The organism is Allobosea sp. RCC_152_1, from assembly GCF_041360765.1.
In the GTDB taxonomy this organism is placed as follows: Bacteria; Pseudomonadota; Alphaproteobacteria; order Rhizobiales; family Beijerinckiaceae; genus Allobosea; species Allobosea spartocytisi.
Map to the genome: position 1 here is coordinate 155,687 of NZ_JBFUPU010000006.1, position 15,250 is coordinate 170,936.

The 15,250-nt window shown below is 61.6% G+C and carries 17 protein-coding genes and 2 pseudogenes; 11 read left to right on the forward strand and 8 right to left on the reverse strand.

Going from position 1 to position 15,250, the window contains the following annotated elements; translation table 11 throughout:
* Window positions 1–22: 22 nt before the first annotated feature.
* Window positions 23–361 (reverse strand): annotated as a pseudogene (locus tag AB6806_RS20160) (IS110 family transposase); the annotation flags it as partial.
* Between the two features lie 259 nt (window positions 362–620).
* Window positions 621–1,058 carry a hypothetical protein gene (locus tag AB6806_RS20165; RefSeq protein WP_370955356.1) on the reverse strand — a complete coding sequence of 146 codons (438 nt, stop codon included), beginning with the start codon at window positions 1,056–1,058 and terminating at the stop codon, window positions 621–623.
* 201 nt (window positions 1,059–1,259) lie between these two features.
* Between AB6806_RS20165 and AB6806_RS20170 the strand changes: the two genes are divergently transcribed.
* The 9 genes and pseudogenes from AB6806_RS20170 (at window position 1,260) to AB6806_RS20210 (ending at window position 8,031) form a co-directional block, all read left to right on the forward strand.
* Window positions 1,260–1,514 carry a hypothetical protein gene (locus AB6806_RS20170; protein ID WP_370955357.1) on the forward strand — a complete coding sequence of 85 codons (255 nt, stop codon included), beginning with the start codon at window positions 1,260–1,262 and terminating at the stop codon, window positions 1,512–1,514.
* Window positions 1,515–2,572: 1,058 nt separating this feature from the next.
* Window positions 2,573–2,866 (forward strand): helix-turn-helix domain-containing protein, encoded by a 294-nt coding sequence (locus AB6806_RS20175; protein WP_038366308.1) that lies wholly within the window; start codon window positions 2,573–2,575, stop codon window positions 2,864–2,866.
* A 2-nt stretch (window positions 2,867–2,868) separates the two neighbouring features.
* Window positions 2,869–2,967 (forward strand): annotated as a pseudogene (locus AB6806_RS20180) (tyrosine-type recombinase/integrase); the annotation flags it as partial.
* 470 nt (window positions 2,968–3,437) lie between these two features.
* Window positions 3,438–4,043 carry a hypothetical protein gene (locus tag AB6806_RS20185; protein WP_370955358.1) on the forward strand — a complete coding sequence of 202 codons (606 nt, stop codon included), beginning with the start codon at window positions 3,438–3,440 and terminating at the stop codon, window positions 4,041–4,043.
* 1 nt (window position 4,044) lies between these two features.
* Window positions 4,045–4,917, forward strand: coding sequence for an ectoine/hydroxyectoine ABC transporter substrate-binding protein EhuB (ehuB, locus tag AB6806_RS20190; RefSeq protein WP_370955359.1), 873 nt, complete (start codon window positions 4,045–4,047; stop codon window positions 4,915–4,917).
* 8 nt (window positions 4,918–4,925) lie between these two features.
* A complete protein-coding gene (locus AB6806_RS20195; protein ID WP_370955360.1) occupies window positions 4,926–5,585 on the forward strand; it encodes an amino acid ABC transporter permease in 660 nt (219 codons plus the stop codon).
* Window positions 5,586–5,607: 22 nt separating this feature from the next.
* On the forward strand, window positions 5,608–6,234 hold the full coding sequence (locus AB6806_RS20200) for an amino acid ABC transporter permease (RefSeq protein WP_370955518.1): 627 nt from the start codon (window positions 5,608–5,610) through the stop codon (window positions 6,232–6,234).
* 23 nt (window positions 6,235–6,257) lie between these two features.
* Window positions 6,258–7,007 carry an amino acid ABC transporter ATP-binding protein gene (locus AB6806_RS20205; protein ID WP_370955361.1) on the forward strand — a complete coding sequence of 250 codons (750 nt, stop codon included), beginning with the start codon at window positions 6,258–6,260 and terminating at the stop codon, window positions 7,005–7,007.
* 118 nt (window positions 7,008–7,125) lie between these two features.
* The gene (locus AB6806_RS20210) at window positions 7,126–8,031 is read left to right on the forward strand and encodes a succinylglutamate desuccinylase/aspartoacylase family protein (protein WP_370955362.1); all 906 of its coding nucleotides are present in this window, start codon (window positions 7,126–7,128) and stop codon (window positions 8,029–8,031) included.
* Here the strand turns inward: AB6806_RS20210 and AB6806_RS20215 are convergent.
* The 4 genes from AB6806_RS20215 to AB6806_RS20230 all read right to left on the reverse strand — a co-directional run bounded on the left by AB6806_RS20215 (window position 7,998) and on the right by AB6806_RS20230 (window position 10,601).
* Window positions 7,998–8,744, reverse strand: a complete 747-nt coding sequence (locus AB6806_RS20215; RefSeq protein WP_370955363.1) for a GNAT family N-acetyltransferase — start codon at window positions 8,742–8,744, stop codon at window positions 7,998–8,000. The two genes, AB6806_RS20210 and AB6806_RS20215, sit on opposite strands and share 34 nt — an antisense overlap.
* Window positions 8,745–8,764: 20 nt before the next feature.
* Complete coding sequence (locus AB6806_RS20220; RefSeq protein WP_370955364.1) at window positions 8,765–9,388, reverse strand: acyl-homoserine-lactone synthase; 624 nt, start codon at window positions 9,386–9,388, stop codon at window positions 8,765–8,767.
* Between the two features lie 72 nt (window positions 9,389–9,460).
* Window positions 9,461–10,186, reverse strand: coding sequence for a LuxR family transcriptional regulator (locus AB6806_RS20225; protein WP_370955365.1), 726 nt, complete (start codon window positions 10,184–10,186; stop codon window positions 9,461–9,463).
* A 148-nt stretch (window positions 10,187–10,334) separates the two neighbouring features.
* Window positions 10,335–10,601, reverse strand: coding sequence for a helix-turn-helix domain-containing protein (locus AB6806_RS20230; protein ID WP_112764956.1), 267 nt, complete (start codon window positions 10,599–10,601; stop codon window positions 10,335–10,337).
* A gap of 225 nt (window positions 10,602–10,826) precedes the next feature.
* Between AB6806_RS20230 and AB6806_RS20235 the strand changes: the two genes are divergently transcribed.
* Window positions 10,827–12,113 carry a threonine synthase gene (locus tag AB6806_RS20235; protein ID WP_370955366.1) on the forward strand — a complete coding sequence of 429 codons (1,287 nt, stop codon included), beginning with the start codon at window positions 10,827–10,829 and terminating at the stop codon, window positions 12,111–12,113.
* Here AB6806_RS20235 and AB6806_RS20240 read toward each other — a convergent pair.
* Both AB6806_RS20240 and AB6806_RS20245 read right to left on the reverse strand, forming a co-directional pair.
* Window positions 12,110–13,162, reverse strand: coding sequence for a PLP-dependent cysteine synthase family protein (locus AB6806_RS20240; protein ID WP_370955367.1), 1,053 nt, complete (start codon window positions 13,160–13,162; stop codon window positions 12,110–12,112). The two genes, AB6806_RS20235 and AB6806_RS20240, sit on opposite strands and share 4 nt — an antisense overlap.
* On the reverse strand, window positions 13,156–14,082 hold the full coding sequence (locus AB6806_RS20245; RefSeq protein WP_370955368.1) for a GHMP family kinase ATP-binding protein: 927 nt from the start codon (window positions 14,080–14,082) through the stop codon (window positions 13,156–13,158). Before AB6806_RS20245 ends, AB6806_RS20240 begins: the two co-directional genes overlap by 7 nt.
* A 494-nt stretch (window positions 14,083–14,576) precedes the next feature.
* On the opposite strand from AB6806_RS20245, the gene AB6806_RS20250 reads away from it, so the two are divergent.
* The gene (locus AB6806_RS20250; RefSeq protein WP_370955369.1) at window positions 14,577–15,008 is read left to right on the forward strand and encodes a toxin-activating lysine-acyltransferase; all 432 of its coding nucleotides are present in this window, start codon (window positions 14,577–14,579) and stop codon (window positions 15,006–15,008) included.
* The last annotated feature ends 242 nt before the right edge of the window (window positions 15,009–15,250 follow it).

Genomic DNA, 15,250 nt, shown 5'->3' on the forward strand with positions numbered 1-15,250 from the left:
CTGCGCGCCGTGTGCAGGCAGCCTGCTCGGCTGCGATCTTCTCGATCTCGGCGGTGATCGTCTCGATCCGCTCGTCAAGCCATAGCCAGTCCTCATAGAGGCCGACGATCAGATCGCTCATGCGCGGCGAGATCTCATCGGCACGGTTCTTCAGGATGTCGAAGAGCGAGATGCGCAGGGGCCCGTAACCCGGGGCGAATGGCGATACCCTGTTCGATCAGGAACGCCCGGATCTGATTGACCGTCGCGGTCCGGCGCGAGACCAGCCGCGACCGAATACGGTGATAGGCCTGCAGGTCGAGCTCGTCTGCGCCTTCTCCCGCACCACCCTCAGGTTCGGTCGCAGCGCAGCCTCGGCGATATCCGCGATCGACAGCTCGGGGATCAATCGATCCCCGCTGCTGCTGAAGAGTTCACGCGTTACATTATCCATTGACGATGAACGCCGGTCGGAGTGTGTTACCGCCCAGCCTCGGGAGAAGATCAGATGATGCGCGTTGCTTTGAGGGTCTCCGCCCTGATGCTTTGGACTGGTGTGGCTGGTGCTCAATCGATCACCGCCGAGTCGAAAGCGATGGGGGGCCGGTGGGGCGTGACCCAAGACGAATGTCGGGTGCAGGTCAAAAGGACCGGCGCTTATCGCCCGCGATACGCTTGCAGCCGAATACGCCCAAGGGGCGTCGAGCCTGAACTTTGGCAAAGAGCGGCAAATCTACCAGCGCGGCTTGCTGTAACCAGACATCGACACCGGGGCGTGGCGGCTTAACGACCTGCCGCAGGCGGATGTCCTTGAACATGCCGCTCACCGATGTGCTGGTCGACATACCTGCCGGCGTACCTCGGAAGTTCACGTCCAACGTGGCTGCACCTTCCATCTTGCGGCCGGCGTTCTCCCGATCGCGACGCTCGCGTTGGATCGATTTGCGGTAAGCCTCTGCCGCTTCCCTGCTCTTGAGCTCGAAATGAGGACGTCCGCCCGTCGCACCAGGTGATCGCTTCACATACTCATCGAGGACACTGAAATCCTTGCCCTCCCGCAGACCGGAAGCGCGAAGCATCTCGCGCCACGTTCAGCCATTGCGGCGCTTTTGCGAAAATCATCCGTGTCTTGAAGCGGGGTCGCGCGTTACTCCCCGCGTCCACCTCCCTTTCGAAGGACCCAAGGTTACGCTCAATGGGGTGGTCGCACTCGATCCGGAACCGCCCGCATCCAACGCCGTTGCGAGAGGGCGGGTCAGCGGCACCAAGGAGCCATGGCGATGACGACGGAAGAGGCGACTGAGATCCTAGGCGTTCATGGCAGCATGCCCTGTACGGTTCAGTTTTGGGGGACGGATACGCCCGCCCGCAACTTCGATACGCTGCATGATGGCCTTAGGTTCATCGCCGATGCAGGCAAGGAGGAGCCGCTTCCGGACCTGCATATTCACGGCAACGATGGCGATATGGCCATCAACGGGCCGGACCTTGAGCAGCTGCTCGCTGTGTCTCGCGCTATGAGATCGCCCCTCTAGAAGCTTTGAGGTCTGGTCGCTACCGCCCTTGCCATCTGGTTCGGGAAGGATCGCCTCACCTCTTCCAACACCACGGCGGAAGTCTGCGGTGAGGCACGTCCGGCCTGATCGTGGGCTGCACGCTTGTGCGTCTACAAGAGCTGCACGCGGCGCTTGTCCGCTGCTGTCCCTGCGCTTCCCCTCGTGACCCTGCTGCCTTTGGGCTGTCAGCCTACGCGCTGGAAGATGGCATTCTCCTTTGCGGAACGTGTTGGCATTTGGTTGGGGCGTAGGCGCTTAGGCACGCCCTTGGCGGTGCGCCTTCGCCTGTGTGCTGGAGATGGCCAGCCTGCTTCGTGCCATCTTCGGGCCTCCCTTGGGTGGAGCCTGAGGCTGGCTTTGCCGAGGCGATCAGCGACGGCGCCGCTCAGATTTGCCTTGGTTGCCTTCTCGACCTGCAGGGCTACGCGGACGAAGCTGGAGTTCCGCACCGTGACCGAGTGAGGCAGGCTGTTGTTGCTGATGCGGTCCCGGGCCTTGAAGAGTGCGTCGTTCAGAGCGCCCGCCAAAACGGCACCTGGTCGAGGGCGCCGCCAATGCTCTTGGCCTTTCTCCCGAACTCGGTCAGGTCGAGGCTGAGCATCGGCATCCTCGAAATGGAAAACCCCGCCTGTGAGGGCGGGGCTTCGGGCTGCGTGAACGAAACGCGTCCCAGGTTCCTGATGCTCCGGGGGGACAAAGCAATCAGGTTCCGGGACGCTACAGCAGAAAAGGCTAATGGAATGTCAGCATCGACGATCCGGGCGCCCATTCTTCCGAGCAGGGCCATCGCCGCACGCAGCGATGTTTACCCGGCCAGCTCGTCGAACTGTTTCAACGAGAGAGCCCCGGGGCGTGTATACACGTGTCTTCTGACACCCGAAGAGTAGGATCGGCGCTCCCGCGTTTCCGGCCGCGTCTATCACTCCGTCTCTGGCGGATAGGCCTCCGCCCGTTTCCGTGCCTCGCGTCAAACCTCTGGAACGCAGATGCCTAACCAACGTTGAGTTGCCGGCGCACGGATCAATTGGGAGGCAATCATGACGCTTGGCGAGATCATGGTCCTGCGCAAAGCGATGGGCATGTCTCGGAGTCAGCTGGCCGAGGAGCTGGGCATTCCACCCCCAGATTGGCAAGCCGTCGAATGCGGGAGAGCCGAGCTGCAAAGGATCCACATCTTGGCCATCGAGCGTCTCAGCCTAAGGTTCGCCGCTTCCACAGGATCGACCGAGGCCATCCCAGCTGACGTAAGGGACGATGCCTGTGCGGTCATCCGCAGGGAGCTCGATGACGAGAACTTCCGAAAACTATTTCTCAGTGATCTCGAGCGGTAGCGGTTGCGCGGGGAGGAGCAGGTCTCCCCCAAGGGATCATGGACACCGTCGGCCATACAGATATCAAGCACGCCGAGCTCTACTCGCGCGAAGCGAAATAGGCGCTCTTGGCGAGCCGGCATGGGTCTCGGTTCGAAAGTTCTGGGCTGACTCAAGTCTGATCGGACCGTTTGGCTAAGCGCACGCCGACGCCGCCACCATTCTCAGCAATGAACTCAATCCCCGCAGTCTCAAGGGCGCGCCGAAGCGCTTCAATCGTGACCTTGTTCGCTCTTAGTGGCCCAATCGTAGGCTCCAATCGCTTTATCGTGGCGATCGACACGTTCGACAGTTCCGCGAGCGACTTTTGATCCATCTGCAGCAGAGCTCTCGCAGCACGGAGCTGTGCTCCGGTGACATTTATACCAAAAGTATCATTTGATGCCATAGGGCTTGATTTTCGTCCCGCATGCTCTTAGGCTTCCAATGTCACACGCGCCAACTGCCTTCTTTGGAGGTGTGTGCGGTCGAGCAGGGTGGTTGCAACACCATGCCCGACCTAACCAAAACCAAGCTGCCTGGAGCTCGGATCATGGCTGATTCCGACAATACCACGACTTTGCCTTTCGTCACGCGTGGACGGGAGAGTTGGACGACGCCCGTGGCTCGCTCTGCGGGTTGCGAGGCAACTCATGCCACGACATTGGCGGACCCGGCCTTGGCGTTGTCATTGGCATGGACCGAGGCTCACGCCGTAACGGCCGAGCAGTGTTTGAAGCAGCAGCGGCTCGAGACCGCGCTGTTGGAGCGAGGGCCTTCTTCGGAGCGCGTCGACGGAAAACCTGCGAGCAGGGCAGGGGGCCGCGACGGCCTGAGGCGGGCCTACTCGAAAGCAAAGACCGCCGAGACACTGGCTGCCGAGCACCAACAAGAGCTCCTGGAGCGCCTAGCCCGGACGCCCGCTAGCTCGCTGGCTGGAATTGCCGCGAAGCTCTCCGTCATCGCGATCGAAGCGGAGGACAATACGGACCTGGCGGATTTTCCAGTGTCGCACGTCCGGTCCGCTCTGGAGGATCTCCAGCGTTTGATGGGCCGGACGATCGTCGATTCATGCCCGGCTCCGAAGAGCGACCGCGAAGACGTCGGCGGAACTGACCCTTGCCGGGCGCAACGTCAAGTCATCCAACAGGAGAGGTGAAATGGCAGCACGGGCTGTGAAAGGGATCGGGCTGTTCGGGATCGCGGCTGCCTTGCTGTTGATCTCGAACGCAAGCAGCGTGTTTGCCGAAACGACCAAGGAACGGATCCTGCGCGAGGGTAGGATCGTCGTCGGTATCCATAACCGCTCGCCTTGGGGCTTTCGCGACGAGAAGACAGGCGAACCCACCGGATGGCACCCGGATATTCTCAAAGCTGCCTTCGCCGATCTCGGCGTGAAGAACCTCGAGTTTCAGGTGACCGAGTTCGGAGCGCTCATTCCGGGCCTCCTGGCGGGCCGTTTCGATGCTGTCGCATCGGGACTTTCGATCACCCCTGACCGCTGCAAGCAGGTCGCCTTCGGTGCGCCGGACCTCCAGGCCCCGGACGCGGCCATCGTCCTGGCTGGCAATCCAAAGAAGATCCATGGCTATGCCGACATCGCCGCTCGTGATGACATCGTCATGGGAGCCGGTCGCGGCAGCGTTGTCACCACCAACGCCGGGGCGGCCGGCGTGCCCAACAGCCGCATGCTGCTGTTTCCGGACATCGAATCCAACCTCTCCGCGCTACGCGCCGGCCGGATCGACACGGCACTCATGGCATCGCCGACGGTCATCGGTCTTCTGGCCGGCAAGGGCGCGGACGGCCTCGAACGCGTCGCGCCATTTGACGTAGGCAAGGCACATACCAATTTCGCGGCGATCGCCTTCCGAAAGCAGGATGTCGATCTGCGCGCCGTCTACGACGAGCAACTGGCCAAGCTGAAAGGCACCCAGGCCTTCGCCTCGATCATGAAGAAATACGGCTTCGGCGAGCAGGAAGCCGTTCCGCCGGGCATCGCCACCGCCGACCTCTGCAACCGGAGGCAATAGGGATGCCGATGAGCCTCTTCGACATCTGGCTGGGCATTCTGCAAGGGCTTGGCACAACGGCGGCGGTTACCGCCTATGGCCTTGTCTTTGCCGTTCCCTTCGCGCTGGTGTTCGGCGTCGCCCAATATCTCACGCAGGGCATCACCCGTCTGGTGGTGACCGGCGTTATCGAATTCTGGCGCAGCTCCGCCGTCATCATCCTGCTGTTCGTCTTCTATTACGCGCTGCCTGTCGTCGGGATCACCTTGTCGGCCCTCACGGTGAGCGCCATGGTTCTCGGTTTGAATGCCGGCGGCTACGCCAGTCAGGCGGTGCGGGCCGGTCTGCAGGCGATTCCGACCGGGCAGAAGGAGGCCGGTGCGGCCCTCGGTTTGTCGCGCCCGGCGATCCTCCTCTTGATCGAGCTGCCACAGGCGCTGATCGCGATGAGCCCGACCTTCGTGAACACGCTCATCCAATTGGTGAAGGCGACAGCGCTGGTCTCGCTCGTGACACTGACCGACATGACGTTCCGCGCCAAGGAAATCGCGCAGGTCGAATACAATCCCGTCGCGATCTACACCGCGCTGCTCCTTGCCTTTTTTGTCGTTTGCTACCCGATCGCCCTGGCCGGACGCTGGCTGGAGGCGCGTGTCGCCGCACCCGGGAGCCGCTCCGGTGGGATTTGATCTGGCCTTCGCCTTGTCCAGCGTGCCGACAATTCTTGGCGCGGTCGGGATAACCCTATGCGTGGCGCTCTTAAGCTGCATCGGTGCCGCCGCAATCGGCTTTCTCTTCGAGATGGTGCGACGCGGCGGTGGCGTCGCCGGCCTCACGACCGGTTTCGTGATCGACTTCATCCGGTCGACACCCGTGTTGGCCTGGCTCTATTTTCTCTACTTCGTCCTGCCATTCTACGGCATTCGCCTCGGCTCGATGACAGTCGGCGTCATGGGCCTCAGCCTCTATTACAGCGGCTATCTGGCCGAGGTCTTCAAGGCGGGGATCGACGCCATTCCGAAAGGCCAGTCGGAGGCGGCCCGGGCGCTGTCCCTCAGTCGGCGCGATGCGGTCATCTACGTGATCGCGCCACAGATGTTGCGCAATATCGTGGCCCCACTCGGCAATTATTTCGTCTCGATCCTCAAGGCGACGCCCTATCTGGCAGTGCTGGCGGTTCCCGAAATGCTGGGACGCGCCTTCGATATTGCCTCGGAAACCTATCGCTACACCGAGCCGCTGGTCGTGGCGGGTCTCATCTTCCTGGTGCTCGCATTGGTGATTTCCCATGGCGTCAAGCGCCTCGAACGGCGCCTGCTTGCAGTCGGTGCGCGATGACTCACCGAAAGCCGGATCGGAACATGAGCGCGGAATTGGATGCTATCGTCGATATCCAAGGCCTCAACAAATGGTTCGGCGCGCTGCACGTGCTGAACGACATTGACCTTGCTGTCGCAAGCGGCGCGCGCGTCGTGGTGTGCGGGCCGTCGGGTTCAGGCAAATCGACCCTCATCCGCTGCATCAACGGGTTGGGGAGCTATCAAAAAGGCACGCTGCGTCTGGCCGGAACGACGCTTGGCATCAATGCCAGGGAGACGGCCGCCGCGCGCCGCCTGACCGGCATGGTATTCCAGAGCTTCAATCTGTTTCCACATCTGACGGTGCTGTCCAACTGCACCCTGGCGCTGCGGCGCGTCGCGGGCCGCAGCCGCGGCGAGGCCGAAGACATCGCCATGGCTCATTTGGAAAAGGTCAGGATACCGGAGAAGGCCATGTCCTATCCCGGGCAGCTCTCCGGTGGGCAGCAGCAGCGCGTGGCGATTGCCCGCGCACTCTGCCTCAGCCCGCGCATCATGCTTTTTGACGAGCCGACCTCGGCGCTCGATCCGGAGATGATCAAGGAGGTGCTCGACGTCATGGTCGCGCTGGCTGGTGACGGCATGACCATGATCTGCGTCACCCACGAGATGGGTTTCGCCCGCGAAGTCGCCGATCAGGTCGTCTTCATGGATCAAGGATGCATCATCGATCGCGCATCCGCCCGCGACTTCTTCGGTATGTCGGGGCATCCCCGCTCACGACTTTTCCTGGAAACGATCCTGAAGCACTGAGAGGACGTCGATGACGGGTTACACGCAGGTTTGGACGCCGCTCGACTTCGAGGCGGATGGGAAGCAATGCGACTGGCTGCGCGTGCCCCATTCGACGGATTTGTCGGGATATGGCGTGGTGCCGATCCCGATCGTGTGCATCCGGAACGGAGCGGGTCCCACGGCCCTGCTCATGGCTGGCAGTCATGGCGACGAATATGAAGGGCAGATCGCGCTCGCCGCGCTGGCGCGTCAAATCGATCCGGCCGATGTGAGGGGCCGGATCATCATCCTGCCCGCCCTCAACACCCCTGCCGTCGAGGCCGGCCGGCGCGTCTCGCCGCTGGACGCGGGCAACCTCAACCGCTCCTTTCCAGGCGATTCCGTTGGCGGCCCAACGGCCATGATCGCGCATTACGCCGTCACCGTGCTCCTCGCCATGGCGGACCTTGCGATCGACCTTCACGCCGGCGGACGCTCATGCGACTACGTGCCATGCGCCCTGATCAGAAGCGGTGGAAGCGAGAAGGAGCAACGGGAGCTTGCCGACCTCGCGGTTTCGTTCGGCGCTCCGATCACCTCCATCAGCGACGGCTCCGGCGGCGGCGGCAGGACCACATTCTCGGCCGCCGGGCAGAGGATGGGGGTGCCGGTGCTCACCGCCGAACTTGGCGGTGGCGCCGCGCTGTCGAGGGCCGGCCTGGCGATCGCGGAGCAAGGACTGCGCCGCGTTCTGCAACGCTATGGCCTGTTGTCCGGCACGAGCGCCGATCCTGGCTCGCCAACGCGATTCATGCGAGTTCGGGGCAGGGGGGCCTTCGTCTACGCCATGCGCAAGGGGCTGTTTGAACCGGCAGCGGAACTGGGCGCTGACGTCCAGGCCGGCCAGCTTGCCGGTGTCATCCATGCCATCGATCGGCCGTGGCAGGAGCCGGAGCCCGTCTCCTTCACCGAGAGCGGGATGGTTGCCTGTCGGCGTGCTCCGATGCTGACCGAGGCCGGCGATTGCCTTTACAAGCTCCTCGTCGACGTCGACCCGGGCTGATCGCCGCAAAGGCGCTCGACCAGAGCCATCATGATCCGCTGGCGACCGATGCGCCCTTCGACGACGCGTCCGGTGGGAGTCAAGCCACAGGCCAGGTTCAAGTTGAGGGCGGCGAGGTTGGCGACGTTCACGCTCGACATGACATGTGTGACGGCCGGCCGTTCCCGTGCGATCCATTGCGCGGCGAGGCGGATGGCCGCCTTGCCATAGCCACGACCCTGGAGGCGCGTGTCGATCCGCAGATTGTTCAGCGTCATGCAACCTTTCTCCGCCCAGGCGGGCAGAGCGGCTTCTTCCCGCGCGATGATGAAGCCCACGACTCTGCCGCCGTCGCAAAGCGCAAAAGGAATCTGGCGCGGCGGCGAGGCCCGCAGCTGATCGAAGACGTCGCCGATAGGCCCGCCGGAATAGGGTTCCTTGTCAGGATCGATGGCGATGCCGGCGACGGCAGCCTCATCGTCAAGACCGAGCTCACGCAACGAGACCGCCATTTTGATCTCCTCCGGTCCGTCAAACCGGTGATCAGTCTTGCGCGCATTGTTCCAGCTCAGCCTGACGGAATCCGGGGATGGACTTGACGTGCTGCCAATCGAGGCCGAAGGCGTATCTGGCTGCCGGATCGTGCAGATGACATCATGGCCGATGTCCGGGAAACTCTGGCTCCGGAAACCGATCCCGTGCTCCGTAACTCTGCCAGCTCTCAGGGACAGCATGCCCAGCTGCGCGCGACGGTTCAGCCCGTCATCGAGGCCTCGGCGAGTACCGGCTCCCGAATGCCATAGGCTCGGCGGGTGCTTGCGATCGCTTCCGGTGTGACGTCGATCAGCAGCGCGACGATGTCGCCGTCTTGGTGCTGCAGGATATCGCCCAGTTCTACAATGCTCCACCCGAAGGCCCGCAGACGCTTCGGCCAGAATGATTCACATACGACGCTGATCTGCCGGATGCCGAGTTTGTGCGCAACCTCGAGCACGCCGCATAGGACGACGCCGGCAATCGGAGACGATCTGCCGCGGCTGCGCAGCGCCGGGCTGACGAAAAAACGTGTCCATTCGAAGATGTCTGGCGCTCGCGGCGGCCCGGCGGGCGCGAGCCCAGGAAACACATTGGCGAGCAGGTGGGGCTGCAGCGTCGGGACAAGCCGCGACCCGCCGACGATCTTGCCGACGCTGTCGAGCGCCAGCAAATAGACGGCATGCTCGGTGTCGAATGCATCCATCTCTATATTGATGGGTCGCGCCAACGCATGCCATTGCCGCCGTTTGACATAAATATCGTAGCGGATACGAAAATACCGCTCCAGTTCACGTCTGTATTGCCGTCTGTTGTTCCAGGTGACAACGTGAATTGTAGCCATAACCCCTCCCGACGATACAGGAACGGGGTAGGTCGGCGGCGCTGGAAAATTTATGCCAGAATTCCGGTATTGCTAGATCTGAATTTCGTACCTGCGCAACGCCTTTACGATGGCGTGAGCGACGTTGATCGCGTCGAGCTTTTCGCGAATGTTGCGTTGGTGACTCTCGACGGTGTTGGTCGATATCCCAAGAATACTGGATATGTCATCCGTCGTTTTGCCTTGCGCGCTCCACTGCAACAATTCGCGCTCCCGCGGCGTCAAGGGCGAACCCTCCTCGTTATCCGATTTGCTCTTCAAGCCCACTTTGCGAAACATGTGGACGCAAAGTGCTTCGATCAGAGGCATCGCGCTGGGTGGTACCTCGACGCGGTCACTGCCTGCCGTCACCACGGCTGGGCCGGCAAGCGGGACATGGATCGGAACACAAATTCCATCCTTCATACCGAATTCAGCGGCCTCTTCCATGACGAGACGGCCTCGCGGCGTCAAACCGCCCCTGGGCAATTGATGCCAGAGGAATGGCTGCGCCGCGAGGCGGCAGTGAGCGGCGCAAGGGTCGTAAAAGAAGTGGCCGGCGGACTTGTAACGAGCGAACCACTCACTCCTCCATCCATCATGCAGGATCGCACGATGCCACTGCCTATCGTGAGGGACCGGCAACCTGGCGATCAAGAAACTGTGTAGGCCGTAGCGCCGGAGAAGCCCCTGAAATATTTCGACGGCGCGTTCAGATGAATGGGCGGCGTCGATCTCGGTTATCGCCGCGAAAAGCTCCAAAACGGTCGCGTTGTTCATCGAGAGACCTCGGCAGGTCTTGCAATGTCTGCTTCAACCTAAGCGTGTTTTGCGATTGGCCTCAATGCCGTGGACGCCGATTGTCCAATGTAGGAGTCAAGCCGGCTCACGATCTTTGGCCGTCATACAGCGGACCGGAGACTGAAGATCAGTCCGTCGCAGGTGAGGTCGACCGCTTGGCTGAACGTCCAGCGCGTCGCTCCGGCGCTTTTGCGGTGATCAGATCCTGAGGTTCGACGCCCAACGCTTTCGCCAGGATTTCCAACGTGTCCAGAGTAGCGTTACGCCGTCCGGCTTCGACGCTGCTGATATAGGCCCGCGTGCGCCCCGAGGCGAAAGACAACTGCTCCTGCGAGAGCTTTCTTTCCCTTCGGAGGCGCTGCACGTTCAGACCAAATACCGCGCGAAGTTTCATCCCGCGAAAGGTGCGGCGACGCGCACTATGGTGCGACACACTTTAGTGAACATTCCGCGTTGACAGAGAGGGAGGCGCCTGTTTGAACCGGTTGGCGACCAAACGATCCTGTACCGAGGAATTGCGATGGCCAGCCAACCTGTTAGCGCGCTCCCAATAGGCGGCTTGGACCCTGCAACCAGCCATCGATCCGAGCTGGAGAACAGGCCTCCGAAGGATCACCCAGTGCCTGGCTGTGCGAACATCATCGGGCTCAGTTGCATCCGCTGCGGCGCCTCCTATTCCGCCAGCACCGAGATCGATTCCAGGGGCTGTCCGGCTTGCCGCGAGGCTGCGCCGGTCAATCTCAAACCCGTCTACGCTTCGCCCGTCGATCCGCTGTCGATCGCACCAAACGCGCCGCGATCAATGTGGCGCTATGCCCATGCGCTGCCATGCTCGCTCGACGACGCCGTATCGCTCGGTGAGGGGCAAACGCCCTTGATCGAGGCCGCCCGGATCGGTCGAGCGGTTGGAGTTCCGAACCTCTTCATCAAGGACGAGGGCCGAAACCCGACCTGGTCGCATAAGGACAGGTTCTCGACGGTTGCGGTGTCGGTGGCGCGCGCTCAAGGTTCAACGGTGGTGGCGACGGCCTCATCCGGCAATGCTGGAGCCTCGCTGGCCGCCTACGCCGCCCGCGCTGGGCTTGGCTGTGTTGTCGCGACGTTCGGCGGGGCGGCCAACGCCATGCTGGCGCAGATCAGGAAATACGGTGCAACCGTTCTGCCGCTCGCCAACAAGATGGATCGTTGGACCCTCCTTGCTGAAGCCGCGACACACTATGGCTGGTTCATAGCATCGCCCTATCATGCGCCCGTTGTTGGCAGCCACGCCCTCGGCATCGAGGGCTACAAGACCATCGCTTATGAAATCGTCGAGCAGTCGGGCGGCGTCGCCCCCGACTGGTGTGTTTTGCCCGTCTGCTATGGCGACGCGCTGTTCGGCGTCTGGACGGGATTTCAGGAATTGTTTGCGCAAGGCGCGATCTCGAGACTGCCCAGGATGGTGGCGGCCGAAGTGCATGGATCGCTGGCGCAAGCGCTCGCCACCGATCGCGACAGGCTTGAAGAACGCAGCCCAGCGTTCGAAAGCCTGGCTGTTTCGATCGGAGCGCCACGCAGCACCTACCAGGCCCTGAAAGCCCTGCGCGAGTCCTCCGGCCGCGCCGTACCGGTGAACAATAACGGGCTTGTGGACATGCAGGAGCGCCTCGCCCACGATGAGGGGATTTTCGCCGAACTGGCCTCGGTCACACCGCTTCTTGCGATTGCGCGACTGCGTGAAGAAGGTGTCATAGCCCCGGATGATCATGTGGTAGCAGTTGCCACCGCCAGTGGGTTGAAGGATCTGGATCGATCATGCCAACCGGGAGTTGAAACGCTCTTTCGATCGACGGGCGAAGCCTGGGATTGGCTTGGCCACAATGGCGCCAGCCTGGTGGCTGGGCCAAGGTTGACGGTTCCCGATTAGTGCGGGCGTCCTTCATTCCCGGATACATCGTGAACGAGCTGGTCGAGGCTGCGTCTTGCCCACTCGAACCGCGTCCAGTCTGCCTCGGTCCCCGGCTCGATGATCGTCAGATCACGGGGCTCGGAAGGCGGCGAGCAAGGCCAGCCCGGTAACGAGCCGAGCCACGCGTCATCAAAGACCGTCTCCGCGTATCGGTGCCCCTCATCTGCCATGATGACCGCGACCCGGGCTCCGGGGCGGGTGCTCGCAACCCACCTGCCAACCAGGGCCGCAGCTCCGCTGGTGGGGCCCTGAAAGATGCCATGCTCATGCAACAGGCGGCGAGCCTCGCTGAATGCCGGATATGCCCCGACCCAGTGGACTTCATCGATGAGGTCATGCCGGAGATTGCCTGGCAAGATGCTGTTGCCGAGACCGCGCAACAACCGCTTGCCGGCAGGTTGTCCAAAGAGGATGCTTCGGTGAGTGTCGACCGCGATGACAATGAGATGCGGAAAGACCTCGCGCAGAAACATTCCCGTCCCGCACAGCGAACCGCCGCTGCCGACACAGCCAACAAGACAATCGATCTCGCCGACCGTCCGCACGAGCTGTTCGGCCAGTCGCGCATAGGCGAGCGAGTTCCCGAGATTGTCGTATTGCCTCGGCCAGAAGCAGTCTGGCTCCTGGCGGCGAATGTGCTCGAGCCGCTGCAGACGCCTCGGCTGATCACCGTCGCCAGCGCGATCCTCCGTGATAATCATCTGCGCGCCCAATCCATCGAGGCGCGCCCTGTACTTCGCGTCCACAAGGCTCGAGGCGGAGACCAGCGTGAGCCGATACCCCCGCGCCGCGGCCAGCAGCGCGAGCGCCATGCCAAATGTGCCGGATGTCGTCTCGACGATGTGCCGCCCGGGTTCGAGTGCGCCATCGGCTGCTGCGCGGTCGAGGATATAGCGCGCCGGCATCAGCTTCATCAGCGGGAAAGCCGCCGCAATCAGGTTTGGCGATAGCGCGGCCATGCGAGGGCCCTCGAGCGCGCGGAAATAGTCATCGTCCAAGGCTACCATTTCGCACCGTCATCGTTGATTTGGTGAAATTCGACGTCGCAGAAGCCACATCGTTGCACCGATGCCGCGACGCTTTCCGCGCGCTGTCGCAAGTTTTTGCCGGCGTGGTCGAAGAGGATGCCGAGCAGTGAGCCGCTATGCGCCACCTGGACGCCGCACGCGCCGGCGCCTTCCGCGATTTCGACGACTCGTTCCAAATACTGTTTGGGCAGATGCCGCTGGCTGAGCAGCGCGCTAGCGGTCGCCGCTCGCCCAAGGCAGTTCGGATCCTGGTAGCGGACCGCATAGGCGATCAGTGCACGTAGGACACGGAACTGCTGAATCTCGGTACTATCATAGCGTGCTGGCGGCAGATGCAGCGTATCGATCGGCCGTCCTTTAGTGGACTTGAAGCCGACCAATAAGAGAGGTGGCAACGAGCCGCCGAAATGCTCCAGAACGGCACCCTCTCGCTGCGCGAAGAGGACGGTGTGTCCGTCGAAGGCGGTGGCGTCGCTGGCGCGTTCGGCGGAAACCGCCAGTTGGCTGATACGAGAGGGTTGCAGCTGGACATTGTGGGCTGCTGCCACAGCGCGAATGGCGGCGACGACGTCTGCGGTCGAGGAGCCGTAACCATGGCCGATTGGAATATTGCTCTCGATATTGAGCAAGCCTCCTTCGGCAACGTCCAGATGTTGCAGCGTCTTACGTGCAGCCAAGCCGGCTTTGGCCTTGTCGCCCGGACGCACGGTGAGGTCGCGCGTAGCCGCACAGGTGAACGTCGCCTTCGATACCAATTTTGCGAGCGGGAGGGTGACCAGGCCGCGATGGAGTTGCCCGTTCCGGTCTTCGAACACCCCTTGCAGCAGCTCTCCATGGTGGCCGCTTGCAGCCCCGACGCCGATCCTCGCATTCCGTGCGGTTTCGGAGACTGCAGTCACAACTCGCTCCTAGCGATCAGCATCTGGGTAGTGGTTACTTCGGCGATGCCAAACCACCGTCATCAAATTCCGGCATTGATTAGCGCCAGCCGCCCGCGGCTTGGCCGTTCGGCGACCAAACCCAATGCTGTGCCGTCCCGCTTGCGGCTCGCCGAGCCGAGGGAAGGATGCCTGTATGCTGCCGCTGTCCGATGGCGGTATTTGGCAGTGGCCACCTGGCACCTGAACCGACGCAGGTCAGGCTCCAGTCTCGTTGGCAATCGCCAACGGAGACATCGCGAGGGCGTCACTTTGCCTGCGTGGGAGCCAGGAGAGGCCGCGGGCATGAGGGGTCGATTATTGCGCCGAATTAAACAATAAAAACAAATGCCTGCATCAAATCTGCAACAGGTCTCCGAAACGTCGATTCTCACGCCAAAGTTGTATTGCGGCTTTTTTGTGCCTCGGGCAGGGATAGTCAACTCCGCATCTGAGGGGTCGACGGCGACCGGGATTTGGAGCTGCTACGCGGTGCTGCCTTGGTTGCCGATGCCGGGAATGATGTCCGATCCGAAGCTACAGATGTGCCTTCAGGAGCCGATAAAACGGTAGCCACTATCCTGGGCGAGATCGTCTGGCTGATGAGCCAGAGCGCTGAGTTCAAGCAGTACCTGATCAGCGATTTGGAGTGGCTCGTGATGCCGCCGATCCTGCTGCGGCAGTTTCGATTGTTCTATCATGAAGGCCGCCCGGCCGGAGCAGTGCTATTTGCACGAGTTTCATCCGAGGTTGCTGGGCGGCTCGATTTCGGCGCTCCCACGATGCGTGTCAACGATTGGAAGTCGGGTGAGCTACTAAAGATAGTAAAGATTATCGCTCCATTTGGAGGAGGCGATAAGTTTTTGGATCAAACCCAAGATTTTCTTTCTCGATTAGATGTGGATTGAGCTGATTATTTTCAGTATTTCGAAATGTTGGTATCGGAAGTAATAAGATTTTGATCCCATGCGAGCCGCTCCGTACCTCATATTTTTTATACATTTCATAATTTCTAGGGCAGCTCTCGCAATGCCCTTCTCCAAGTTTGACATATTTTTTGATAGATTAGGGAGGAATCTGATATTTATTGATTTTTCCTGGCTCTTTGACGTCGGCATTCTAGTTTCGTCGATTTTTTCTTATAGATTCT

Excerpts from the sequence above, each read along its gene's own strand:
- AB6806_RS20170 (WP_370955357.1), top strand. The coding sequence starts at position 1,260 with ATGACGACGGAAGAGGCGACTGAGATCCTAGGCGTTCATGGCAGCATG.
- AB6806_RS20230 (WP_112764956.1), bottom strand. The coding sequence starts at position 10,601 with ATGAAACTTCGCGCGGTATTTGGTCTGAACGTGCAGCGCCTCCGAAGG.
- AB6806_RS20220 (WP_370955364.1), bottom strand. The coding sequence starts at position 9,388 with ATGGCTACAATTCACGTTGTCACCTGGAACAACAGACGGCAATACAGA.
- AB6806_RS20240 (WP_370955367.1), bottom strand. The coding sequence starts at position 13,162 with ATGGTAGCCTTGGACGATGACTATTTCCGCGCGCTCGAGGGCCCTCGC.
- AB6806_RS20225 (WP_370955365.1), bottom strand. The coding sequence starts at position 10,186 with ATGAACAACGCGACCGTTTTGGAGCTTTTCGCGGCGATAACCGAGATC.
- AB6806_RS20195 (WP_370955360.1), top strand. The coding sequence starts at position 4,926 with ATGAGCCTCTTCGACATCTGGCTGGGCATTCTGCAAGGGCTTGGCACA.
- AB6806_RS20205 (WP_370955361.1), top strand. The coding sequence starts at position 6,258 with ATGAGCGCGGAATTGGATGCTATCGTCGATATCCAAGGCCTCAACAAA.
- AB6806_RS20185 (WP_370955358.1), top strand. The coding sequence starts at position 3,438 with ATGGCTGATTCCGACAATACCACGACTTTGCCTTTCGTCACGCGTGGA.
- AB6806_RS20215 (WP_370955363.1), bottom strand. The coding sequence starts at position 8,744 with ATGCTGTCCCTGAGAGCTGGCAGAGTTACGGAGCACGGGATCGGTTTC.
- AB6806_RS20165 (WP_370955356.1), bottom strand. The coding sequence starts at position 1,058 with ATGCTTCGCGCTTCCGGTCTGCGGGAGGGCAAGGATTTCAGTGTCCTC.
- AB6806_RS20175 (WP_038366308.1), top strand. The coding sequence starts at position 2,573 with ATGACGCTTGGCGAGATCATGGTCCTGCGCAAAGCGATGGGCATGTCT.
- ehuB (WP_370955359.1), top strand. The coding sequence starts at position 4,045 with ATGGCAGCACGGGCTGTGAAAGGGATCGGGCTGTTCGGGATCGCGGCT.